Source organism: Flavobacterium gyeonganense (genome assembly GCF_029625295.1).
Classification (GTDB): Bacteria; Bacteroidota; Bacteroidia; order Flavobacteriales; family Flavobacteriaceae; genus Flavobacterium; species Flavobacterium gyeonganense.
Genome location: NZ_CP121112.1, coordinates 2,077,675 through 2,099,097 on the forward strand (window position 1 = coordinate 2,077,675; position 21,423 = coordinate 2,099,097).

General features: G+C 36.6%; 9 protein-coding genes and 1 pseudogene (1 of these 10 only partly in view). 3 read left to right on the plus strand and 7 right to left on the minus strand.

Annotated elements, in window-relative coordinates:
• From P5P89_RS08950 to P5P89_RS08980, 7 genes and pseudogenes are all read right to left on the minus strand, one after another.
• A protein-coding gene (locus P5P89_RS08950; protein ID WP_278011613.1) for a T9SS type B sorting domain-containing protein crosses the window boundary here: on the minus strand, window positions 1-10,717 show its beginning. 17,624 nt of this gene lie to the left of the window's left edge; 10,717 of the gene's 28,341 nt are visible here — the first part of the coding sequence; its start codon is at window positions 10,715-10,717; its stop codon lies beyond the left edge, outside the window.
• A gap of 134 nt (window positions 10,718-10,851) precedes the next feature.
• Window positions 10,852-11,121, minus strand: a complete 270-nt coding sequence (locus P5P89_RS08955) for a hypothetical protein (protein ID WP_278011614.1) — start codon at window positions 11,119-11,121, stop codon at window positions 10,852-10,854.
• 286 nt (window positions 11,122-11,407) lie between these two features.
• Window positions 11,408-14,890, minus strand: coding sequence for a PorP/SprF family type IX secretion system membrane protein (locus P5P89_RS08960; protein ID WP_278011615.1), 3,483 nt, complete (start codon window positions 14,888-14,890; stop codon window positions 11,408-11,410).
• A 1-nt stretch (window position 14,891) separates the two neighbouring features.
• Window positions 14,892-16,313 (minus strand): gliding motility protein SprC, encoded by a 1,422-nt coding sequence (sprC, locus tag P5P89_RS08965; protein WP_278011616.1) that lies wholly within the window; start codon window positions 16,311-16,313, stop codon window positions 14,892-14,894.
• Between the two features lie 52 nt (window positions 16,314-16,365).
• Entirely contained in the window at window positions 16,366-16,788 is a 423-nt protein-coding gene (locus P5P89_RS08970) for a hypothetical protein (protein ID WP_278011617.1), read from the minus strand.
• 102 nt (window positions 16,789-16,890) lie between these two features.
• Window positions 16,891-18,182, minus strand: a pseudogene (locus tag P5P89_RS08975) (hypothetical protein).
• A gap of 186 nt (window positions 18,183-18,368) precedes the next feature.
• Window positions 18,369-18,821 carry a hypothetical protein gene (locus P5P89_RS08980; protein WP_223682283.1) on the minus strand — a complete coding sequence of 151 codons (453 nt, stop codon included), beginning with the start codon at window positions 18,819-18,821 and terminating at the stop codon, window positions 18,369-18,371.
• A gap of 448 nt (window positions 18,822-19,269) precedes the next feature.
• Between P5P89_RS08980 and P5P89_RS08985 the strand changes: the two genes are divergently transcribed.
• From P5P89_RS08985 to P5P89_RS08995, 3 genes are read left to right on the plus strand one after another with little or no spacing between them, the layout of a single operon-like run.
• Entirely contained in the window at window positions 19,270-20,418 is a 1,149-nt protein-coding gene (locus P5P89_RS08985; RefSeq protein ID WP_278011618.1) for a DNA polymerase III subunit, read from the plus strand.
• Window positions 20,419-20,424: 6 nt separating this feature from the next.
• A complete protein-coding gene (locus P5P89_RS08990) occupies window positions 20,425-20,808 on the plus strand; it encodes a DoxX family protein (RefSeq protein ID WP_278011619.1) in 384 nt (127 codons plus the stop codon).
• A 29-nt stretch (window positions 20,809-20,837) separates the two neighbouring features.
• The gene (locus tag P5P89_RS08995; RefSeq protein ID WP_269234038.1) at window positions 20,838-21,347 is read left to right on the plus strand and encodes an acyl-CoA thioesterase; all 510 of its coding nucleotides are present in this window, start codon (window positions 20,838-20,840) and stop codon (window positions 21,345-21,347) included.
• Window positions 21,348-21,423: the final 76 nt, after the last annotated feature.

The following is a 21,423-nucleotide window of genomic DNA, read 5'->3' on the forward strand; positions in this document are numbered from 1 at the left end:
TAGTGGTAACTGTACAGCTGTTGGCATCTGTAATTCTGAATGTATAAGTACCCGATGCTGATGCTGTATAGACATTAGTAGCCATAGCACTGTAGGAAGTACCTCCATTTGTGGAAACCTCATAAGTATAAGAAGTTCTGCCTCCCGAAGCCGTAACTGTAATCTGGGCCTCTGGCGTAGTTGGAGAACAGCTAAGCTCTCTGGTTACTGCTGATGTAGCGGTAAGCTGTGGATAAACCGTAACGGCTGATGATGGAACAACACATCCGTTGGCATCCTTAATATGAACAGTATAAGTACCTGCTGAAACCGTAAAGACAGGACTGGACTGGAATGTGCCAGTAGCACCACCAATACTATAGCTCAATGGAGCAAGACTTGTCGATGATGGCGTAGCGGTAATAGTAAAGCCACTGCCTGATCCCGTACACTGGTTGTCTACTGATACAGTTAATGATGGGGTACTGTCTCTTTCAACAGCAACATCCACTTTAAATGTACAGCCATTGGCATCCTTAACCCAAACATCCCAGTTGGCATTTGTTGACGGATTTAGATCCGCACTGTTGCTGGCAACGTAATCTGATGCCACAGCAGCAACTCCGTCTTGTTTATAAGCATAAGTATATGTTGGAGTACCACCTGTAGCGGTTATTGTAACCTTAGAGGTAGCAACATTACAATTCGCATTTACCCTTGAAGCTGTAGCTCCTAATAAACTAGGCTGGGTAATAGTGATAGAAGTAGATGATGTACAGCCTGTAGTCTCATCTGTGAAAACAACAGCATAAGTACCTACTCCAAGGTTTGGCAGGGTAAATGAAGCCGCACTCTGAGCTGTAACTGCAGGAGCTGTGTTAACTTTATAGCTGTAAGTAGAAGAAAACTGGCTCACATCATATCTGATAGAACCTGTAGAACCTCCATTACAATAAATATCATTTAGTTTGGTAGCAATCACTGCAATTGGTGTAACAACAGGAACTGTGTGAGAACCTGTAGCATAACAACCGCTCGCATCGCTTACTTTGAAACTATAAGTAACTCCTCCGGCCAATCCGGTGAAAATACCCGTATTGTTTGAAGTCACAGAAGCGGCAGGAGCCGTAATCTCATAAGTAATCGCTCCAACTCCTGTTCCTGCTGCCTTGGCAACAGTAACGGTACTGGTAGTACGAGACGCTGGAGTACAGTAAATATCGGTATGGGTAATACCTGAAATTACAGGCGCGTTTAATCTGTTGATAACAACTGATCCTGAGAAAGTGCAACCATTATTGTCTTTTACGATATAATGTATCGTTTGGTCTGTTCCATTATCGGAAACCGTGAATGTTCTGGTTCCTGTAAAAGCACCTCCCTCAAAACTATAAGTATATGGAGCAGTTCCTGTAGTTGGTACATCGATCGTAACAGTTGCAGACTGCTTAACATTGGTCGAATTACAGCTAAAAGTACCTGCAGTGGCTGTAGTAGTCAAGACTGTTGGCTGGGTAATAGTTACATTAACTGAACCTGGACAATCTTTGCTGTCTTTTACATAAAATGTATAAGAACCAGCTGCCAATCCTGTAAAGGTAGCTGTGGTTGTAAAGCCGCTTGTAGCGTTATTACTGTAAGTATAACCGCCTGAACCACCTGATCCTGTTAAGGTAACTGAACCATTAGAATTTCCATTACAGCTCGCATTCACTTGTGAAGCTGATACTGTAGGGCTTGAAATCGAATTCACTGTAGCGGTAGTGGTAACTGTACAGCTGTTGGCATCTGTAATTCTGAATGTATAAGTACCCGATGCTGATGCTGTATAGACATTAGTAGCCATAGCACTGTAGGAAGTACCTCCATTTGTGGAAACCTCATAAGTATAAGAAGTTCTGCCTCCCGAAGCCGTAACTGTAATCTGGGCCTCTGGCGTAGTTGGAGAACAGCTAAGCTCTCTGGTTACTGCTGATGTAGCGGTAAGCTGTGGATAAACCGTAACGGCTGATGATGGAACAACACATCCGTTGGCATCCTTAATATGAACAGTATAAGTACCTGCTGAAACCGTAAAGACAGGACTGGACTGGAATGTGCCAGTAGCACCACCAATACTATAGCTCAATGGAGCAAGACTTGTCGATGATGGCGTAGCGGTAATAGTAAAGCCACTGCCTGATCCCGTACACTGGTTGTCTACTGATACAGTTAATGATGGGGTACTGTCTCTTTCAACAGCAACATCCACTTTAAATGTACAGCCATTGGCATCCTTAACCCAAACATCCCAGTTGGCATTTGTTGACGGATTTAGATCCGCACTGTTGCTGGCAACGTAATCTGATGCCACAGCAGCAACTCCGTCTTGTTTATAAGCATAAGTATATGTTGGAGTACCACCTGTAGCGGTTATTGTAACCTTAGAGGTAGCAACATTACAATTCGCATTTACCCTTGAAGCTGTAGCTCCTAATAAACTAGGCTGGGTAATAGTGATAGAAGTAGATGATGTACAGCCTGTAGTCTCATCTGTGAAAACAACAGCATAAGTACCTACTCCAAGGTTTGGCAGGGTAAATGAAGCCGCACTCTGAGCTGTAACTGCAGGAGCTGTGTTAACTTTATAGCTGTAAGTAGAAGAAAACTGGCTCACATCATATCTGATAGAACCTGTAGAACCTCCATTACAATAAATATCATTTAGTTTGGTAGCAATCACTGCAATTGGTGTAACAACAGGAACTGTGTGAGAACCTGTAGCATAACAACCGCTCGCATCGCTTACTTTGAAACTATAAGTAACTCCTCCGGCCAATCCGGTGAAAATACCCGTATTGTTTGAAGTCACAGAAGCGGCAGGAGCCGTAATCTCATAAGTAATCGCTCCAACTCCTGTTCCTGCTGCCTTGGCAACAGTAACGGTACTGGTAGTACGAGACGCTGGAGTACAGTAAATATCGGTATGGGTAATACCTGAAATTACAGGCGCGTTTAATCTGTTGATAACAACTGATCCTGAGAAAGTGCAACCATTATTGTCTTTTACGATATAATGTATCGTTTGGTCTGTTCCATTATCGGAAACCGTGAATGTTCTGGTTCCTGTAAAAGCACCTCCCTCAAAACTATAAGTATATGGAGCAGTTCCTGTAGTTGGTACATCGATCGTAACAGTTGCAGACTGCTTAACATTGGTCGAATTACAGCTAAAAGTACCTGCAGTGGCTGTAGTAGTCAAGACTGTTGGCTGGGTAATAGTTACATTAACTGAACCTGGACAATCTTTGCTGTCTTTTACATAAAATGTATAAGAACCAGCTGCCAATCCTGTAAAGGTAGCTGTGGTTGTAAAGCCGCTTGTAGCGTTATTACTGTAAGTATAACCGCCTGAACCACCTGATCCTGTTAAGGTAACTGAACCATTAGAATTTCCATTACAGCTCGCATTCACTTGTGAAGCTGATACTGTAGGGCTTGAAATCGAATTCACTGTAGCGGTAGTGGTAACTGTACAGCTGTTGGCATCTGTAATTCTGAATGTATAAGTACCCGATGCTGATGCTGTATAGACATTAGTAGCCATAGCACTGTAGGAAGTACCTCCATTTGTGGAAACCTCATAAGTATAAGAAGTTCTGCCTCCCGAAGCCGTAACTGTAATCTGGGCCTCTGGCGTAGTTGGAGAACAGCTAAGCTCTCTGGTTACTGCTGATGTAGCGGTAAGCTGTGGATAAACCGTAACGGCTGATGATGGAACAACACATCCGTTGGCATCCTTAATATGAACAGTATAAGTACCTGCTGAAACCGTAAAGACAGGACTGGACTGGAATGTGCCAGTAGCACCACCAATACTATAGCTCAATGGAGCAAGACTTGTCGATGATGGCGTAGCGGTAATAGTAAAGCCACTGCCTGATCCCGTACACTGGTTGTCTACTGATACAGTTAATGATGGGGTGCCGTCAGGTGTGATATTAACTGTTCTTTTTGCAGTACATCCATTTGCATCTTTTACATAAATATCCCAAGCCAAATTCGCTCCTGAATTTGTATCAATCGTGAAAACTGAACCTGAAGCATATGCTGATGTAGGAACTGTAGATGGGTTTATCGCATATGCATAAGTATATGCCGGTGTACCGCCTGTAGCAGTTACCGTTATTTGTGAATTGTCATTATTGCAATTTATATTGGTACCAACAGCATTTGTAATAGATAATACTGCTGATGGCTGTGTAAGCGTAACGCTATAAGTAGCCGGGCATTTTGTCTTAATATCGGTTACTGTAATGGTATAACTACCCGCAGATAAATTATTCAAATTAACGGTACTTGCTGTTTGGTTAGTCTTAGAATCAACTGTTGTATTTGCTGAGTTTCTAACAACATAATCGTAACCACTTGTACTAACTCCTGAAACTGTAAACTGAATATTACCTGTCCCTCCATAACATGAAATTGGTGCAGTAACAGAACCTCCAGCTGTAATAGCAGGAATTCCGCTAATAGTATGTGGTTTTGTAAACGTACAATTCGTTTGGGTATCCGTAGCCTGGAAAACATAACTTCCAGCAGCTAAACCTTGGAAAATTCCAGTAGAATTCGAAGCAGTATTATATCCTGCTGGCCCTGAAATAATTTGATAACTAATTGAGGTTGATGTACCTGTTTTAACCGCAGTAATAGCAACCTGACCTCCAACAGGTGTAGTTGAACAATCATATCCATTATCTACAATAGTTATATCTGTAATTGGTTCTAACATCCCAATCGTTATAGATAATGGTCCTATTTGACAATTATTACTGTCTTTAATGTAAGCAGTTACTGTTCCGGCTGAAGTAGTTGAATAGGTATTACTGCTAGTAAAATTAGATGCGCCATTAAAACTATATTGGTAAGATCCCGATCCTCCTGAAGCAGTAACCGTAACTACTGCAGGAACTGTTCCGGAAGCACTACATTTTAACGGAGTAGTGCCAATATTTCCTGTAACGGCTATTGGATTTACTATCGTAACATTACTTACTGCAGATTCACAGCCTTTACTGTCAATTACTTTAATATTATAAGTACCTGCAGCCAAACCGGTAAATTGATTTGTTGACTGAGTAGTGTAAGCAGCAGCAGAACTTAATTTAATTGCATACGTATAAACTGTAGTCGCACCATTCGAAGCCGTAACAGTAATAGTACCATTATTTGCATCGTTACAGGTAATATCTGTTTTATTAGTTGTTAAAGTTGGCGTTGTTTTTGGAGAAACTACTATAGTATTACTTGTTGCAGAACAACCTTTGCTATCTGTAACTGTAAATACATAATTCCCAGCAAGTGTAGCTGTATAAGGAAAAGAAGTAACAGCCGTTGCTGCACCATTATTACGAGAAACGGTATAAGTATAAGGTCCTGCATAACCACCTGTTACAGCTGTATTAATTGAAGCATCAACCAAACATGTTAAATCTTGTAGCAAAGTTGCACTCAATTGCAATTGTGTTTCAATAATAATATTTGGAATTGTTGCTGTACAATTATTACTATCTGTAACTACAATTGTATGCGTTCCAGGTGCAACATTATTGAACGTATTAGTTGTAATTGGAGTATTATTATCTAATTTATAAGTATATGGACCTACTCCTCCACTAGCAGTAACAACCAAAGTTGCAGGATTAGATGGCGTGTGACACCAGTCTGTTGCTCCAGCCAGAATTGCTGTTGGAGAGGTTGGATTTGTAATTGTAATTGGTGCTGATGCAGGAGACAAACAATCATTTGCATCTTTTACCTGAATCGTATATGTACCCTGAGCTACATTAGAGAACGTTTTATTCGTCTGAAATGGCGCAACAATACCTGAAGAATTACTCAATTGATATTGATAACTTCCTGTACCTCCTGTAACTGTAGTAACCGTAATATTTCCTGCTGTAGTACAAGTCGGATTTGTTTTATCTACCTGAACAATCAATATTGCCTGAGGTGCTTTAATTTCTGAATCAAACGAAAATGAGCAAGCCTGTGGAGTAGTATTGTTTTTTACAATTACTTTATAAACTCCTACTCCTAATCCAGATATTGTTACAGGTGAAGTCTTAGAATTAATAAACGATGCACCATTATCTATTGAATAATAAAATCCTGCAGCAGTGTCAAAATTGGTTGCAGTGATGGTAATACTGCCATCATTTGAAGTGCTACATTTTGCGTTCTGAGTACCTGGTGTAGGTGCATTAAATGCTCCGTTTGTATTAATAACAACCGGAATTTCTATTTCGTTTCCACAGGCTTTTGGAATCTGATAAACAAGAATGTCATCGATAGCTAAGTCGTTACCCTGTATCTCAGCTAAATTAGACAAAATTTGAAACTCCAAAGATGTATTATTTCCTGGATTTAATTTAAAAATTTGACCTCCTGCCAAATCAGTTGTTGAATGCCATTTTTCATCTCTTGGAATTAACGGAAAATCTATAGGCGTTCCAACTACAACTCCATTTTTAACCAATCTTACGGTTAACTGAGGAGATGCCAAAGCATTGGATGCTTTAAGTAAATTAATCATATACAAAGACACGCTCATATCTTGATTAGGCAAAATATCATTAATTGTCTTACTATACAAAACAGCTCCTTTTTGAAGTTCACCAATATTAACAGCCAAAAATCTTCCATTAGTTATTGTTGGTGTATTATTTAATACTGCAGTATGATCTTTTGGCAAAATCCATCTAAAATCGGGATCATGATCTGGTAATAATGCATTCGTTACCACATAATCACCATCATTTAAAAGCCATGAATGCCAACCGTCAAGTGCTGGACAACTAGCAAATGCATCTGTATTACCATCCTGTTTTTCCCAACAATAAACGGGATTAATACCAGGTGATTGAGTATCACCCCCTCTTCCAAAGTCTTCCTGCAATAAATTACTATAAGTAGAAACAGTTTGTACGTTATATTTTACAATAACAGTATGAGTTCCAGCAGGAACATTTTGAAATACATTACTTGTTATTGGAGTATTTGCAACAGGTGCAGCTGAACCCGTTTTCATGTAATACTCATAAGTATAGGTAGTCCCATTACTCGTCGTAGGAGTATTTACCACAACAGTTGCAGTAGCCGAACCATCACAATTGTAGATAGGAGTAATGTTATTATCAATAGATGGATCCTGTGGTTTAGGATCTAAAATAACATTGTAAGGAATTTTATAAAAACATCCGTTATTATCTCTTACACGTAGATCATAAGGAACTGTTGAGGAAACAACATACTTCTGAGGAGAAGCTTGCCAGGTTACACCACCATCAAAACTATATTGGTAAGGTGTTAAACCTCCCTCTACATTTGTAAATCTTATCAATCCAGTTGGCTGCCCTGCCTGTAAAGGTCCGCAACCTGCCAATTCAGCAACACCTGCAGATGCAGTTACTGCTGAGGTTGGTCCTGATATAATAACTTGTTGAGCAGGATCGGTACAGAATTTGGTTTGTTGTCCATTCCATTCAGAGGTAAAAGTGATACCGTATCTTACTACTACATTATAAGTACCTGGTGCTAAATTTAAAAATGTAGGGCTTGACTGGAACGTACCACCATTATTGATACTATATTCTATTGAATATCCATTACCTCCGGAAGTTAAATTTACATCTATACGAGCTGGATCGTCATAACAATTACTATTTGTATGCGAAATAGTGTAAATTGGTTTAGTATTATCAGGAACATTTACAGTAATTGTTTTTGTACAAAGTTTTGAATCACGTACCAAAACAGTGTAATCTCCTGGTGTTGAAGCTAAAATTATAATAGCATTTGGATCGGTATTATCATTTAATGAAGATGCCTGAGGCTCTGTTGATCCGTTTACAAAAAAAGAAAATCCCCAATTACCTTGCTGAGCAGAAACTTTAATTTTTCCCGGACCACAACTGGTCAAAGGTTCTATAATACGTCCTGTCACTTGTATGTCAGAAGCTGTTCCGTTAATGTATTTGCCAACACGCTGTCTACATTGGACATTATTACTGGCATCCCTTGTAGTTACTTCAACTTCATAATATTTACCTGGAGTCAAATTCGAAAACTCATGAACTCGGCTTGATAACGGACCTACCTGTTGTACAAGTGTTCCTACATCATATAATGCAAAGTAGTATCCTGAAAGACCATCACTGGCACTTACCTGAATACTTCCTTTTTCTCCATAACAAAGTGGATGTACATTAGGATTATCAACTGTGGCATTTAAATCAATTCGACGTATTTCAATAGTATGTGTTTTATATTCACAGGTTCTCGCAACACCTTTAAGTCTATACTTAACAATATAAGTACCTGCATTCCAAATATCAAATACGTTGCTATCCTGATAACCAGTAATATTTGTTCCACTGGCGTTAGCTAAAACATATTCATATCCTGTTAACTTATCAACAGTTATATTACCTTTATTATTACAAATAATGTCTTTATGAGTTTCATTTATCGTTAATTCATTTTTGTAAACATTAAAATAATAACGGTTAAAACAAATTCCAGAGTTAATTGTAACTCGATACTGTCCTGCCGCATTCGCCAAAAAAGTAGGTCCATTAGGCCCTGCAGATACCCATTGATTTTCGCAAGCAGAACCTTCATTTGCGCATAAATCTGATAAGGCAGCCGGAGGAAGACAAGTTGTCTTTTCCCAAACTATACTAGTCGCTCCTGTAATTTTTGTATCTAATAACCTTGAATCGTTTGCGCCACAAAGAAAAATTTTAGGAAGTGGTTTTCCATTATCCGGACAAACAATAATACTTCCATTAGATTCTTTGTTGTCAGCATATTCAATTATCGGATTTGTTTTAAACTGATTAAAAGGTTCTACTGTTATAATTTCCTGCAAATCGACGCATGGAGGATTCGCTGTATTATAAACATAATAAGTTCCCGGTTGTGTTACTGTTAATGTCTGTGAAGTTCCAATAACCGGTGATCCTGTAGGACTGGTAGACCAAGAATAGGATTTATAACCGCCAGATGCGGAAATTGTCATATTTGCACCACACAATTCCTGCCTCCTGTTTTTACAGGCATCCACACCAACCAAGAAATTGGTAGACTGAGGTATAATAGTACAACCTGCAACTGAAGTATAACTTTGATCGTTAAATGTTCCAGTATTATTAGTTCCTAAATAATTTGAATAAGCCGTATTTTTTATCAAATTCGAACAAGCATTTGTTAGCTTAGAACAATCATCTACTACTTTAACTTTAAAACGAATTTGTGATTTTGGATCGTTTATTTTTAATAAATTATTAGGAACATTAAAAGTTAATACTCTAGTAGTAGCATTATATTGTACAAACTGATTACCGGCAGCAGTAGTTGGCATTGTCATCCCTGTTGGCAATGTAAGAATATCTGCTGGAAAATTAAATTCTGTATTAATTGGTAATTCGTCTGTTATTACATAGGATCTTGCATTATCATTTCCTTCATTCTCGAAACCTAATTCATATGTTAAGACATCACCTAAATGAACATCTGCGTTACTGGCGTCATTATTACTGGCATCTTTAACTGCTTTAGTCAAAATAACTTTAGGGGCAATAATGTCTACAGAAAATGCTGTAAAATAATAAATAAAAATATCACTACTCGTACCTAAAGTTATTGTCGCAGATGTATCGTTATTTTTAATAATATTAGATGAAGGGTCTATATCAATAACACCGGTGTCAAAACCTAAAGTATTAGTACTATTTGGAACTCTATCTGTAAAAGATGTATTTAGAGAATTTATCGAACTGTTAAAAAAATTATTTTGACCATTTTGTAAAGGTCTTCTTGCTGGTGTGATCGTAGTTCCGTTTATCTGAAGATAATCTCCTGTGTAACCATAATCTCCTTCAAGAGCAGCAAATGCGAATCTTGCCTTAACAGGACCAGTAGGTATAGTAGTAAAACCACTAATCACAGTATTGTTTGGTCCGCCTCCTTGTGCCCTTGCAGTAAATCCATTAAATGTAGAAATTGCTTTTGATGGTAAACTGGAATCTTCATAAACAATAAAAAGAGACCAACCCGCAGAATTACCTGTCCCACCATTGAACCCCTGACTTGCAACTACATTGGCAACGGTATATGTTCCATTAGGATTTGTAGGACTTAGCAAACTTGTTATTTCGGCAAAGCAAGCATATGCCTGAGTATTATCCGGGTTAATACCACCAGCACTAGTTGTGATATCGTGAATAATTGTACCTGTTATATCCTGATAAGAATTATTTGAAGTGTTAGGTACCTTGATTTTTACCTTATTAATATTCGATCTGTCTGCAGGTGATTTTAAAGTACCTGACCAATATAAAGCTGCATATGCAATTCTATAACATGGATCTGCAGGAGCCTGATTATTTGGTACAGTAAGATTAGCACTACTAGAACTAAAAATTCCAGAAGTAGCACCATTGTCGATATTAATATAGCGCATATCAAAATCACCATTGAAACCCGTCCCATTATAAGCAGTGTTAGGGCTTGTAACATTACCATTGTTGCTTACAGAACGTCTGTTAAGTATATTATTCCCAATTACAAGGATATCTCCTTTCAACTGTTGATTATACTGCCTAACAAAAGGTTTTAAATTCTGGGAAGAACCAATATTGCTTAGTAAAATGAACAAAAACAATAATGCAATTTTTAGAATCGTAGGTTTTTTCATGGTATTTACTTTTTTTGGGGCTTCATTTTATTCTTAAGGGGCGTTAAAAACAAAATTTTGGCACTTTAAAAATATTTATTTTGTTAGTATTTCTCTCAATATTATAAGTAATACTAGTTTTTATTGCTATTCTATTAATTTTCAACTTTTACAATAACCATTTTGCTATTATAAGGTTTGTTTCCTTTTGCTTCTAATGCTTTAGTTGCTCCGGATAAATCTTCATGTTTTTCGTAGTAGATATAATATTTACTTGTCGTCACATTATAAAAGAAATTAACATCTGATCGTCCTGCTGCTACAGCTTTTGTCAAAAATTCATCTCGTTTTTCAACACTGCTATGAACTGCAATAATTAGATAATATCCACTATCCGAATTTTTAATATTCTTAATTATCTGCATGTTTGACTGATCTTCACCAAAATCAAAATCGCTTTCTGTTAATGGCGTACTGCTTATTTTTGTTGTCTCTTTTATACGTTTAAGAGCCGCAAGATCCTGTGCATATCTTCCTTCATCATTTTCATAAGCCGCACGTTTAATTCTACGTTTTTTCTCAATTTCAGTCTCAGTCTTAATACGCTCTAAATTTGCAATTAAGGCTATATTATCTTGTTCCGCTTTTATTTGAGCTGCTTTTAATTCATTGATTTTTTCTAAATAAGCCCTGTTTAAAGCGTCATTTTTATTAGGAACTTTTTTTAAGTCTTTCGTTATATAAATTTGTCAAATTAGCTATCGCATCCTTTTGAGCCCTGTTTGCATCAGCTATTTGACTTCTTAAAGATTCTATCTGAGCATTTTCAGCACTAACACTCTTAAATGGTTTAGGTTCTTTATAAATTCCTTTTTCGCTCAAATCATTTTCTTCCTTCATATCATTCAGATCTTTTTGCTTGTTAGCAACAGTAGCGTTAAACTGAGCAATTAAATCTGATTGAGCTTTACCTGAATTTTCAACCAATTGAGTTAAGTTATCAAGCTCTTTTGCAGTTTCGTCTTTTTGAGCTGCTGCGGCTAATGCATCTGCATCAGCTTTGGCTTTGGCTTCGGCGGCTAGTTTTGCCTGAAGTGCTTCTGCATCGGCTTTTGCTTTAGCTTCGGCGGCTAGTTTTGCCTGCAATGCTTCTGCATCGGCTTTTGCTTTAGCTTCAGCGGCTAGTTTTGCCTGAAGTGCTTCTGCATCGGCTTTTGCTTTAGCTTCAGCGGCTAGTTTTGTCTGAAGTGCTTCTGCATCGGCTTTTGCTTTAGCTTCGGCGGCTAATTTTGCCTGCAATGCTTCTGCATCAGCTTTGGCTTTGGCTTCGGCGGCTAGTTTTGCCTGCAATGCTTCTGCATCGGCTTTTGCTTTAGCTTCAGCGGCTAGTTTTGCCTGAAGTGCTTCTGCATCGGCTTTTGCTTTAGCTTCGGCGGCTAGTTTTGCCTGCAATGCTTCTGCATCGGCTTTTGCTTTAGCTTCAGCGGCTAGTTTTGCCTGAAGTGCTTCTGCATCGGCTTTTGCTTTAGCTTCAGCGGCTAGTTTTGCCTGAAGTGCTTCTGCATCGGCTTTTGCTTTAGCTTCGGCGGCTAATTTTGCCTGCAATGCTTCTGCATCGGCTTTTGCTTTAGCTTCAGCGGCTAATTTTGCCTGCAATGCTTCTGCATCGGCTTTTGCTTTAGCTTCGGCGGCTAATTTTGCCTGCAATGCTTCTGCATCGGATTTTGCTTTAGCTTCAGCGGCTAATTTTGCCTGCAATGCTTCTGCATCGGATTTTGCTTTAGCTTCAGCGGCTAATTTTGCCTGCAATGCTTCTGCATCGGCTTTTGCTTTAGCTTCGGCGGCTAGTTTTGCCTGAAGTGCTTCTGCATCGGCTTTTGCTTTAGCTTCAGCGGCTAATTTTGCCTGCAATGCTTCTGCATCGGCTTTTGCTTTAGCATCGGCGGCTAGTTTTGCCTGAAGTGCTTCTGCATCGGCTTTTGCTTTAGCTTCAGCGGCTAATTTTGCCTGCAATGCTTCTGCATCGGCTTTTGCTTTAGCTTCGGCGGCTAGTTTTGCCTGAAGTGCTTCTGCATCGGCTTTTGCTTTAGCTTCAGCGGCTAATTTTGCCTGCAATGCTTCTGCATCGGCTTTTGCTTTAGCTTCAGCGGCTAATTTTGCCTGCAATGCTTCTGCATCGGCTTTTGCTTTAGCATCGGCGGCTAGTTTTGCCTGAAGTGCTTCTGCATCGGCTTTTGCTTTAGCTTCCTCAGCTAGTTTTAATTTTTTAGCTTCCGCTTCGGCTTTTGCTTTATTAGTTGCTTCTGCATCAGCTTTAACTTTAGCATCCGCAAGCAATTTTGCCTGTAAGGCTTCCATATCTGCTTTCGCTTTAGCATCGGCTACTAGTTTTGCCTCTGCGTCAGCTTTAGCTTTAGCTTCTGCCGCTAATTTTGCCTGTATGGCTTCTGCATCGGCTTTTGCTTTGGCTTCGGCTTCTAATTTTATTTTGAGAGCTTCTGCATCAGCCTTAGCTTTTGCTTCAGCTGCAATTCTTGCCTGTCTTGCTTCTGCATCTGCTTTTACTTTTGCCTCAGCAGCTAATCTTTCTTTTTCTGCTGCTAATGCTGCTGCTTTTGCTTTTGCATCTGCAGCTGCTTTTGCTTTTATAGCAGCATCTTTTGCCGCTTTTGTTTTAGCCTCTGCTGCAGCTTTTGCTTTGGCTTCGGCTGCTAATCTGGCTTGTAAAGCATCTGAATCGGCTTTTGCTTTAGCATCTGCAGCAATAATAGATTCTAAATCTGCAGCTTCGGTTTTTGCCTTTGCTTCAGCTTTGCGTTTCGCTTCTTCTGCATCAGCTTTTGCTTTGGCATCAGCTAGTAATTTTGCTTTTGCAGCCTCTGCGTCAGCTTTTGCTTTTGTTTCTGCAGCTAATTTTATTTTTAATGCTTCGGCGTCAGCTTTTGCTTTTGCATCAGCCGCTAATTTTGCTTTTGTTGCTTCAGCATCTACATTTACTTTTGCTTCAGCGGCTAATTTAATTTTTAGTGCTTCGGCATCAGCTTTTGCTTTGGCATCAGCCGCTAATTTTGCTTTTGCAGCCTCAGCGTCAGCCTTAACTTTTTCAGCTGCTGCTAATCTTGCCTGCGCTGCTTCTGCATCAGCTTTAGCTTTAGCATCTGCAGCCAGTTTTGCTTTTGCTGCTCCATCAACTCTTGTAATAGGAGTTGGTGATTTTTTAGCTATAACTGCTTTTGGTTTAGACGTATCTATAAGAGAGCCTTCCTCATCATCTCCATAATAGTAATTTGTGTTTCTAAATTTATATGCAATTACAAATTCATGAGAAGATCCTAAATTCGTGAAATTTCCTAAACCTCTTTCATAATTATATTCTATTGCGATATTAGGGGTTATGTTAAGTCCTAAACCTGCTGAAACTCCATGTAAAGTATTATAACCCGCTTGCGCCCAAATTCCTTGTGGAATCGTAAGCATTGCTAGTCCTGAAATTATAGTATTGTCCTTTTTTATTTCTGTTTTTACAATACCGGAAAATCTACTTTGATCGAAAAAACCGTAGCTATTAATGTAACCTGTATACATAGCGTGTAATTGAATCGCTTTTTCGGGATCTTCTTTTATCATTCCTGAAGCAAAATTATACAGAATCAAATTGTTCATAGATAATCCAAAATCAAGAAAGGCGGTTCCGTAATTAATACCGGGATTAACAGCAATTAAAGTATTTGAAGGGAAATCTCCTTCAATGCTGCTATCAGAAATTATTTTTCCTTTATTTAAGGCACTCTGATAAGCACCCACATTTAATCCAAAAGTTAAATTGCTGTCTTCCTGTAAAACAATATTGTGCGCAAAATTGACAACTCCTCCAAAAACAGTCATCAATCCATAATTTTGCTGAAATAAGCCAATGGCGTACGCATCATTTTCTTTTAAACGTCCTGAATAGTTAAAAAGGTAGGTATTGGGAGCATCATCAAATTGTATGTATTGCCTTTTGTTATAAAAACTTATCATTGGGTTTTGCTCACGCACAAAACTAAATGTTGGGTTGATTAAATATCTATTAAACTTTAATGAATTTCGGACAGGTAATGAAAACGAAACAACTCCATTCTCATTTGTATCCTGAGAATAGAGTAATTGTAATGAGCCGTAAAATAAAGTTAAGAATAGTAAAAATTTCTTCATATTATTTCAGCACTGTTATTGATCCTTTTTTTTCACCTGCATCGCCTTTAATAACATAGTAATATACCGGATTTACATTTTTAATATCTAATCCTGTCTGAGGCCAGTCACCCTGATAATTGACAACATCCAGAACTTTTTCGCCATTAGAACTGATAATTATGACTTTTGTATTTTCATTTCTATAGACATCAGGAATATTCCAATATGGGGAATCACTTAACTTAATAATATTTGGAATTACTGTAGCAAGACCTGGTGGTCCGTTAACTTTAAAAGTAAATTCTTTTGTAGAAATACATCCGCCTGCCTGAGAGATCTTTACGTTATATTTTCCTCTAAAAGAAACTACATAAGTATCACTTGTTGCTCCTGCAATAAGATTACCATTCAAATACCATTCGTAAGTTGGACTTGAAGCATCATCTGTTACAGTTACACTTCTGGTTTCACCTTCTTCAAGCTTAAATCCTTCATTTACATCAACATCTATACTAGCATCGAAACTATTTTTCAACAGATTTATACTTCCTGAACCTGAACAACCTCCAAAATTAATATCTACTGTATAAACTCCGGATTCATTGGTGCTATATGTTCTGGTTGTTGCTCCTGCAATTACGGCACCATCTTTTTTCCATGTATAACTATTTCCTCCCCCAGTAGCAGTCAAAATAGTGTTACTACCGTTTGCACAAAAAGGATTGCCTAAACTGGAAGTAATGGTTGTATTAGAACCTGATCCCGATGCACTAGTTACAGTAACGCGATTAGAACTAAAATTGACATCTGAACATACTCCATAATCTAATTCTGCATAATAGCTACCCGTAGCATTAACCGTCAAAAGTTTGTCACTTTGTCCTGCAATAACTACATCGTCTTTATACCATTTGTATTTAATGTTAGGATAATTTGCCGGAGATGAACTAATTGTGTTTGGTGTAGGATTATCAACGGAAAGAGTCAGGCTTCCTCCAGAACAAAATGTTGCAGAAGTTCCCTGATTATTAATTGTAAATGCTTTTACATAATCTTTGTAATATACAGCAAAAGAAGTTACGTTAGCAAAATTCCTAATCCTTTGACTGTTTACCCCTTTGTTACTTCTAACTCTTAAGCTGTAATTATTAGATCCTTTAATTCCAACTGGAATAGCAAACTTTATTGTCTGCTGGTTTGTAGATGGATTACTTACATCTAATTTTGTTGCTAGGATTGGAGCTGAAGTTACAAATACTCCTTTATCATCTGTTAGTTCCACATCAAAAACGACATCTGAAGGGAAATCGCTATATGTAAAAGTAACATTATACTCATTAAAGGGTTTGCCGTTTACAGCATCTCCTGCACAAATATTCACAAAATCAAACTTACTTGCTGAGATTGTTGCTTGTGCATTAGAATGGTAAACGGTAAACAAAAATACTCCTAAAAAAGTAATGATTTTATCAGAGAAAGAGTAGTTTTTTTGATCATATAGTACGAATTCTTGCTAAGTCTATATCTTCAAAAAACAAAATATCTATAAAGGTTTCAGAAAAATCATATTTATAATTTTCAATAATATCTTTTGCGAGTACAGAATACGCAGCGATACCTTTTGATTTATCTTTAGAGTTGACATCTGTATTTCCTTTATCAGTTCTTGCAGCTTCTACAGCAAAGCTATCCTTGGGGATGGATAGCTCTACTATAAACTGTTTAGAATACTCTAAATTAATTACAGGTGTAATTATTGCGGTTGTTTGGTTTGAATTTTTTAACAATGTAGTCTCTCCAATAGCAACATTTGAATTTGTAGTTTTTTCAATTTTGCTTTGGGAATATAAACTTAATGTTAAAGGGGAAACCAAAAATATTGTATATATAAAATACTTCTTAATACGTGGGGCCATATTCTTTTTGATCTTTATTTGGGTCCTGTGTAAGACGTATACATAAATTGTCTGGGGACTTTATTAATAAAATTTACGCTTTGAAATAAAAATCTAAATTATTTATCTGTTACCGCTTGAAGCAGTAATTTTTCCTAATTGAAGTCTGAAATCTGGTCTTTTTGGATTAAAAATATCTATAAAAGTTTCTTTGTTGTCGCTTTGAGAGTATACATTAAAGAATACACTATTACCATACCAGCTCTCTAAATCTTCATTATTAGAATTGAATTCTGTAAAGATATTTCCTTTACATTGGTTAAAAAACATTTCCTCAAATTTTATTTTCTTAAGATTGGCATCGTTAATTTCTGTTTTACTATCTAATAAAACTGCAGGATTAAATCCTGAAATTACGCTTCTTTTCATTTGTAGTGAAGCATTTTCAGCAACATAGATAGCTTCTTTTACTAAACCTGACTGGATATCAGCATTAATATTTTCACTATCATTAAGCATAGTAATATTTGATGCAATAACTAGTGTTTGTTTTTTTGTAAAATCTGTTTCACTTTTTTCTCATAAGAAGCAACTTCCATACAACGAGATCCATCCTTATTACTAGATAAATAAGACGATCTTACTGCTAAAGAATTATGTAGACGACATTGCGCTCCCTGAGTAAATTTGTAGTCATCATTAATAGTTTTATATGAAACTAATTTAGTTGCATTAAGATCTCCTCCAAAAATACCAAATGAATCACCACCAGAGTAGCTTACCATTATATTCTCAAGAATTGTCTTATTACCTACTCCTGCTAATGTTAGACCGTTAAAAGTGCCAGCACCTTTTACTTTTTTTCCTGCAAATTCAATTCTTACAAATCTTAGTATTCCTGAATTACCTGCAGCATTATCTCCACCATAAGTAGTAAGTGTAGGATCAAGATCTAAATTATAAGAACTTACATTTCCAAATTTATTAATTGGAGCATCACCAAGAATTACAATTCCTCCCCAGTCACCAGCTTTTTTCTGACTTCTGTTAGAAGTAAATACAATTGGATCTGTTTCTAATCCGTCTGCAATAATCGATGCACCTTTTGTAACTACCAGAGTACCTTTTGTTTCAAAATCACCAATAATTAATGTTCCTGGTTCAATTGTTAAAACTGCATTGTTAGTTAGATACACATTTCCCTGCAAAACATAAACATTCTTTTTAAGAAGTTTTGTACTTGTTGAGATATTTCCAGCTAAAATTTGGTTGGCTTCACTGTATTCAACTTTGTTAGGCTTAAATTCAGTCCAGTTATTCAACCAGTTTGTGTAGCCCATAATTCCTTTTTCTTGTTGAGCACTCATACTTGCAACTGTGAAAAGAACGCAGATAATTTGAGTAAATTTTTTCATGATAAGGGGGTATTAGGGTTAATAATAAATTTGGGATGCGTAATTATAAAAACTCATCCCGTGTTTCCAAAAAAAATTAGAATACATCGAAAACGAGTTGTTTAAAGACCTTTTTTAAAATGCCCCCATGAAATTTAATTCATATTTTTTAGACATCTTAAAAAAGGTTTTAAAATATTTCAAAAATTACATTTCATTCAATTCGTTGAATTCATGTAAAGATTTTAATGTTCCTTCGTAAAATAAAATTGCTGCTATTAAATTTGCCTTGTCAGAGTAAGGCATCATTTTTCTTTGAAAATCTACAGTAGTATCTAAGAATGTAGTGGTTCCTAAAGCTTGATTTTCTAAAGATTTTTTATGTTCATTATCGTCCGGAATACCTAAATCCGCCATAGTAACACCTGGTTTTGTAACCAAAGCGATATAAGGAAGTGTTTTTACCAATACCTTGATACGCTCAATGTATAACTCCAATAATTCTCCTTTTTGCATACCACTTAATTCTTTTTGGTCGTGATATTTACGAATAAGAGCTGTTGTACTAATAATACTTTTTGGAGCATTTTTAGCCTGGGCAGATACAGCCCCTGTAGTCAATAAAAAAAATACACTTAAAAAAATAATTTTCCCTTTCATAGATTCTTATTAAAAGTTTGTTGTTGATGAAAACAAAAATATGTAAATTAACTTAATTTGCAACTTTAATATTTTTTTTTTGAAAAAAAGACTTAAAAAAAACTTAAAATTACCCTTAAAATCCTCTGAAATAAAGACTTCGCATATGTTAAAATTTATTTTGCACAAGCACTCGTTATGTAAGATTTTTATCCATTTATAAATTCAAAAAGTATTTTTTAATGGTAATATATTAGATAAAAAAGTGATGAATTTATCCTTGATTCTGAAAAACTATTAACAAAAATATCTTAATATCTGTTTCAAATAATATCAATGTTAACAAAACTTAACAGAAAAAAAATTAACAATTAAGTTAAAAACAAATTATCCGTTAAAAAATAAATATGATAATTAAAGTTTAATTTATAATATTTTTGACTCTATCAATTTCTTATATCTTTGCTCTATGCAATTTTCACAAATTTTAGGTCAGGATTACATCAAAAGTCACTTAATTAAAAGTGCTTCTTCGGGAAGAATTCCACATGCACAATTATTTATAGGGCCTGAAGGCTGTGGCACATTATTGACAGCTATCGCTTATGCGCAATATATTTTATGCAATAATTCAGGTAATGAAAATTCAAACGGAAATGATTCCTGTAATCTAAAATTTGAAAATATTTCGCATCCTGATCTTCACTTTATATATCCAACAGTAACTACAGAGGATGTTAAAACAAAACCTAAAAGCTTGGATTTTATTCAGGACTGGCGAACATTTATTCAGGAAATGCCTTACGGTGGCTTATTTGACTGGTATAAAATTTTGGGTGTACAAAACAAACAGGGTGAAATTCGTGTAGAAGATGCACAGGAAGTTCTAAAATCCCTTTCACTAAAATCATATGAAGGCGGCTATAAAATTATGATTATCTGGATGGCTGATAAAATGAATATTGCTGCCTCTAATAAATTATTAAAACTATTAGAAGAACCATCTGATAAGACCATTTTTATTCTGATTTCGGAAAATGAAGAAGACATTATACAAACTATACGCTCACGTTGCCAGGTAATTCACTTTAATGGTTTACCCGAAAAAGTAATTTCAGAAGCATTAGTTTCTCAGGAAAATATAGATCCGAACTTAGCCAAAAAAATTGCACATCAGGCACAAGGAAATTTTAATAAAGCACTTTCCTTATTAAAAGATGATGATTCTGAATATCCTTTTGAACAATGGTTTGTTAATTGGGTCCGTGCCGCATTTAGGGCTAAAGGAAATGCTGCGGCCATTCAGGATCTAATTTCCTGGAGTGAAGAAATTGCAGGTTTGGGCCGGGAAAGCCAGAAAAAATTCATCCAGTTTTGCATTGAAATGTTCAGACAGGCACTTTTGCTAAATTATGAAGCACCTACTTTGGTTTATATCGAACCAAAAGTTGATAAATTTAAGCTGGAAAATTTTGCCCCTTTCGTAAATGGAAACAACATTCATCTTATTTTCAAAGAACTCTCAGATGCTATGTACCATATCGAAAGAAACGGAAATGCAAAAATAATTCTGACTGATTTATCCATAAAACTTACTCGTTTAATTCATAAAAAATAATTTGTAATGACTAATATTGCTTCTGTTTTATTGTTGATTTTTTTGGCTTTGACTTTTTTACAATCCGGCTATGAGAAAATTTTTTACTGGAAAGAAAATGTTACATGGCTTAAAGAACATTTTGCTAAAACTATTTTAAAAAATCAGGTTCCACTTGCTCTTCTTCATCTCTTAATTTTAGAATTAATTTCGGGAATTTTATGCGTCGTTGGCGCTATACAATTAGTAACAAAAAGCGGCCGTGAGTTTGGCTTTTACGGCGCTATTTTTTCTTGTATCTGTTTATTAATGATGCTTTTCGGCCAACGTTTGGCTAAGGATTATGATGGAGCAAGAACTATCGTAATTTATTTTATTCCTGCCGTAATGGCGGTTTACTGGCTGAATTAATTAGCCTTTTTTAATCTTACCAAAAGAAAATGAATCCAAAACACCCTTCAGAATCTCTGACTATACTAACTGATTTAGTTTTACCAAGCGAAACGAATCCTCTAAATAATCTTTTTGGAGGTGAATTGCTTGCCCGTATGGATCGTGCTGCCAGTATTGCTGCACGAAGGCATTCACGCCGGATTGTGGTTACCGCTTCTGTAAACCATGTTGCTTTTAACAGGGCAATTCCACTTGGAGCTGTAGTCACAATAGAAGCAAAAGTTTCCAGATCTTTTAAAAGTTCTATGGAAGTTTTTATTGATGTGTGGGTAGAAGACCGTGAATCCGGAAGCAAAACCAAAGCCAACGAAGCCATTTATACTTTTGTAGCAGTGGATGATAGCGGAAGACCTGTTGAAGTACCGCCCATTGTACCCGAAACCGAACTTGAAATTCAACGTTTTGATGCTGCCTTACGCCGTAAACAATTAAGTTTATTATTAGCAGGGAAAATAAAGCCTGAAGATGCAACAGAATTGAAGGCTTTGTTTTTATAGTACAATTTGTAACAATTTGTAACAATCAACTTCAAAAAAAGAAGTATTTTTACAAAATTACAAGCCCATACAAATC

Bases quoted from the DNA above. Each gene is read 5' to 3' on its own strand.
- P5P89_RS08955 (WP_278011614.1), bottom strand. From the start codon at position 11,121: ATGCAGATAATTAAGAATATTAAAAATTCGGATAGTGGATATTATCTA.
- P5P89_RS08960 (WP_278011615.1), bottom strand. From the start codon at position 14,890: ATGAAGAAATTTTTACTATTCTTAACTTTATTTTACGGCTCATTACAA.
- P5P89_RS08970 (WP_278011617.1), bottom strand. From the start codon at position 16,788: ATGGCCCCACGTATTAAGAAGTATTTTATATATACAATATTTTTGGTT.
- P5P89_RS08995 (WP_269234038.1), top strand. From the start codon at position 20,838: ATGAATCCAAAACACCCTTCAGAATCTCTGACTATACTAACTGATTTA.
- P5P89_RS08985 (WP_278011618.1), top strand. From the start codon at position 19,270: ATGCAATTTTCACAAATTTTAGGTCAGGATTACATCAAAAGTCACTTA.
- P5P89_RS08980 (WP_223682283.1), bottom strand. From the start codon at position 18,821: ATGAAAGGGAAAATTATTTTTTTAAGTGTATTTTTTTTATTGACTACA.
- P5P89_RS08990 (WP_278011619.1), top strand. From the start codon at position 20,425: ATGACTAATATTGCTTCTGTTTTATTGTTGATTTTTTTGGCTTTGACT.